4 protein-coding genes are annotated in these 4,255 nt (G+C 64.3%); 3 read left to right on the forward strand and 1 reads right to left on the reverse strand.

Going from position 1 to position 4,255, the window contains the following annotated elements:
- The 3 genes from ABFE16_13030 to murJ all read left to right on the forward strand — a co-directional run.
- Positions 1-369 (forward strand): hypothetical protein (locus ABFE16_13030; protein ID MEN6346216.1); only part of this gene is annotated, 369 nt, incomplete at its 5' end.
- 111 nt (positions 370-480) lie between these two features.
- Entirely contained in the window at positions 481-2,136 is a 1,656-nt protein-coding gene (locus tag ABFE16_13035) for a hypothetical protein (GenBank protein MEN6346217.1), read from the forward strand.
- 74 nt (positions 2,137-2,210) lie between these two features.
- Positions 2,211-3,839, forward strand: coding sequence for a murein biosynthesis integral membrane protein MurJ (gene murJ / locus ABFE16_13040; protein ID MEN6346218.1), 1,629 nt, complete (start codon positions 2,211-2,213; stop codon positions 3,837-3,839).
- Between the two features lie 18 nt (positions 3,840-3,857).
- Here murJ and ABFE16_13045 read toward each other — a convergent pair.
- On the reverse strand, positions 3,858-4,255 hold a 398-nt coding region (locus tag ABFE16_13045), incomplete at its 5' end, for a hypothetical protein (GenBank protein ID MEN6346219.1).

Genomic DNA, 4,255 nt, shown 5'->3' on the forward strand with positions numbered 1-4,255 from the left:
TACCAGTCCGGGCCGATTGGTGGGAAGACCGACCTGCACATCATCGATCCGGCCACCAGCGCGGACACGAACCTGACCGCAGCCCTGAGGAACGGCGCCAGCGATGAGACGAGGTTCGAGGCGCCCACCTGGGCCAAGATCGGGACACAGGAGTGGATCTACTTCCACTCGAACCGTGATGGCGACTTCGACCTCTTCCGCATCAAGCCCGACGGCACCGGCCTCACGCAGATCACCAATGACCCGCGGTCTGACGGCTATCCGGTAGTAAACCCGACGGGGACCAAGGTGCTGTTCACCCGCGACCGCGAGCTGTGGTCGTGTGACCCGCTGGGCACCAACGAGAAACGGCTCACGCGGCGCTACTAGACCGCCTGGGCAATGGGCAGAGCTAACCCCGGCCCCACTTCGCTCTGAGGTGGGGCCCTTTGCTGTACGCGGGCACCAGGCTCGCGCTTGTCGGGAAGGAGCCCCTGACGCGTGTCTTCCTCTGAAGTGACGGCACCGGTAGCCCCTGGCGCCACGGTCCTCGCAGAACGCAGTAGCCGCCGCAAGACGGCGTGGTTGCTGTTCGGGCTCCTCGTAGCCGTCTACCTGCTGACCGGCAAGGGCTTCAGTGAAATCCTGGATGCCGAAGGCTATTTCGTGATCACGAAGGCCATGGTGGAGGAGCACACCGTGGCCATTGAGCCGGACCTGACCCGGGCCATCGTGCGCGGAGTCGAGCCGGTCCGGAACGGCAAGACCTACCTGCCCTATGGAATCGGGTATCCGCTGTTGCTGTCGCCCTTCTACCTTGCGGGCAAGGTGGTCGGTGAGGTTGTAGTGAGCTTCGCGCCCTCGCTGGCGCGGTTTGACAGGTTCTTCCCGCGAGCGGGGACGAGCACGGCGCTGGCGCTGATCACTGCCTTGACGGCGGTGGCGGTGTTCTACCTGCTGATTGAGTTTGGTTGGTCGCTGCGGGTGGCGGTCGCAGGTGGACTGCTGTTCGGGCTGGCGACCTATGCGTGGCCCTACGCGAAGATTGGCTTCTACGAACCCTTCCTGGCGCTGTGTCAGGCCCTGGCTTTGCTGTGGGTCGTGGTCTACGCGCGCACCGGGAACTGGCGCTGGCTCCTGGGGGCATGGTTTGTCGTGGGCTGGGGAGTGGCGACGAAGCCGAGTCTGCTGCTTCTGGCGCCGGTGCTGGTGACCTATGTAGTGTGGGCCGCCTGGCGAGGCTTCGAGACGCTGAAGAAGGGGGCAGAGGGCACCGACGCCGGCGGTCTTCGTCGGGTCGTCACAGCCCTGGTTGCCAGTGGAGTGGCACTCGCGCCGTGGGTCGTGCTGATGTTTTGGTACAACCAGATTCGCACGGGTGCCGTCACGAACCCGGGGTATCTGTCGGGAAACTACACGCCTTTCCTGGCCGGCTGGCACTTCGTGCAGGCGATGGTCGGGAACTTGTTCTCCCCCGGTCGTAGTTTCTTCGTGTATTCGCCTATCACAATCCTCTTTCTCGCCGGTATCCCCTGGTACTGGCGCAACCGGCGGCCCGAGTTCCTGGCCATGGTGGCGCTGCTCGTGCTCAACTTCGGGTTTTTCGCGCTGCGTGAGAACTGGGCGACGATCCGCCCCTGGGGTCCTCGGTATCTTGAGCCCCTGGTGCCGCTGTTCGTCCTGATGGCTATGCCGGGGATTGCGGCGGTCTGGCCGAGGGTCGCCTGGCGCAGAGCGGTCTACGGGTTGGTGGCCCTGAGCGTGGTGGTACAGCTCCTGGCCATTGCGGTGCCCTATGGCAACTGGCTGGATCGCGTGCGCGAGACTGAAGGGTCTGCCTTCGAGGCGGTTTTCCGGCTGAAGTATTGGCCCATCTGGGGTCAGGTCGTGTTGCTTAGTGAGGCGACGCTGCAGCCTATCGAGGTCCACGCCAGTGAGATCTCCGAGGGGCAGCCGAGCGAGGCCTTCAAGACGGCACTGCGGGCCAGCCCGGATTTCTGGTGGGCATACCTGTACCGACTGGGAGTGCCTGCGGCGCCCGTGGTCCTTCTGGCGGTCGCGTTGTTAGCCTGCGCGATCGCGCTTGCTCGCCGTCTGTGGTATGAGTTGCGGACTGTGGGTGAGGTGAGTAACGAGGAATGTGGAGTGCTGGGGTGAGGTGTGTGAGGCGGGGACGGGACGCTGACTCAGGCCCGCCCACTGGGCGGGCCATGGTTTGTTGAGGGGTAAGAGTGGAAGACGAAGTCGTCGGTGAGGTCGAGGAAACACCAATTCCCAAGGGGCAGGGCCTCGCATCTGCAGCCCTGCTCATGGTTGTCGTCACCATGGTAAGTCGGATCGCCGGCATGATCCAGATCATGGTGATTGCCAGCGTGTTCGGAACCAAGGGTGACATCAACTCCTTCTGGGCAGCCTTCACCATTCCGGACCTGCTGTATTTTCTGATGGCGGGCGGAGCTGCCCGGACCGCCTTCGTGCCGGTCTTCACCGAGTACCTGGCGCACAACAAGGTGAAGCAGGCCTGGCGCATGTTCAGTACGGTGTTCTACCTGCTGCTGATCCTCGGCGGCTGCATCGTGCTGCTGGGTACGGTCTTCGCGCCGCAGATCGCTCGGCTCTCGGCACTGGGCTGGTTGGGGAGCGAGCCGGGGCGTGTAGACGTCTGCGCCCACATCATGCGCATCCTGTTCCCGGCGCAGTTGTTCCTCGTGCTGGGCGGACTGCTCATGGGTACGCTCAACGCCTTCAAGCACTTCCTGTGGCCCGCGGTCGGCCCGATCGTCTACGACCTGTTCTTCATCCTCGGGGCAGTGGTCGCGGGGCGGATGATCGCAGGTGGGATGTCGCAGACGCAGGCCCTGGACGTCATGGCCTTCGCGGTGGTCCTCGGGGCGATCTTCGGGAACGTGCTGATCCAGATCCCGCCCCTGGTGAAGCGCGGGGCTAAGCTGCAGCGGGTCTTTGACCTTCACGAGGAGGGCGTGCAGAAGGTGATCCGGCTAGCGCTGCCGGTGATCCTGGGGCTGGCCATCTCGGAGATCAACTGGGTGTTGGTGCGAGTGCTGGCCACGATGTGTGAGACCGATGCACAGTCGATCCTGGCCTACGCCAACCGACTGTGGAAGCTACCGTCGGGGGTCTTCGCAGCGGCCATCGCCATCGCCGTGTTCCCCAACCTCTCGGAGCACTACGCGAAGGGCGACAATAAGTCATATGTGCGCGATTTCTCCTTCGCGATGCGCAACACGTTGTTCATGGTGCTGCCCGTGACGGTCGCCTTCGCGGTGCTCGCGACACCGATCGTGCGGATGCTGTATCAGCGGCACAGCTTCGACGCCGCAACCTCGCCAATTGTGGGTGACGTCCTGATCTGGCTGACCCCGGGGATGTTCGCTCTGGCGATCAACTACATCGTGGCTCGGGCCTTCTACGCGCGGCAGAACACGGTCACGCCTGTCATCGCCGGCGTGATCTCCTTCGCCGTGTGCCTGGCAGTGGGCTACTGGGCGACCTTCGGGATGGGCGTGGCAGGTCTGGCCATTGCTACCTCGGCGAGCACCGTGATCAACGCGGGGATCCTGCTGTGGTGGCTGAAGCGCGAGGTCGGGCTGCTGGACGGTCGTCGCATCCTGGCGTCTACGCTGCGGATGCTGCCCGGCTGTGTTGTCCTGGGGCTGATCTGTTGGGGGGGCTCGCAGTACCTGGCGGGAGTGCTGGGTACGACGCGTGAGTTGGCCAAGGTCATTACCGTGATGGTTCCGCTCGGGGTTGGCGGCCTGGCCTTCGTGGTTGCCTGTGCGCTGATGAAGACCGAGGAGCTGACCTCGGCATGGCGTCTCGTGGCTCGGCGCGGTCGGTAGGAAGCGCGGTGTCAGGACTCAGGGCGCCGGCGTAGCCTCGGCGAGGACTCCTTCCAGCCACCGTCTCACTTCGCGGCGGGCGCTGCAATCGCGCAGTGCCCAGCCGTCGTTGTGGTTGCGGAAGGGAACGGTGCAGAAGGTGAAGCGGGCCTGCAACCTGGCATCGTTGAGGAAGGACTGGGTGGCGGCCGTACCGCCCTCCTGGCACACGAAGCAGGGCCTTGTTCCGAGGCGCTGTAGTCGCATCAAGGCGCTGGCTCTGTCGCTATCGGGGTAGGGCCAGGTGCGTACCCCATCAAAGTGGCTGTAGGCAATCATCCCTCGCCACAGTCGCGCAATCTCATCGTCGTGCAGACCGATGTAGCTGCAGGCAATCGCCCCGCGCGAGAAGCCACAGAGAATCACCGCTCCCGGAT

This window comes from Armatimonadia bacterium, from assembly GCA_039679385.1.
Classification (GTDB): Bacteria; Armatimonadota; Zipacnadia; order Zipacnadales; family JABUFB01; genus JAJFTQ01.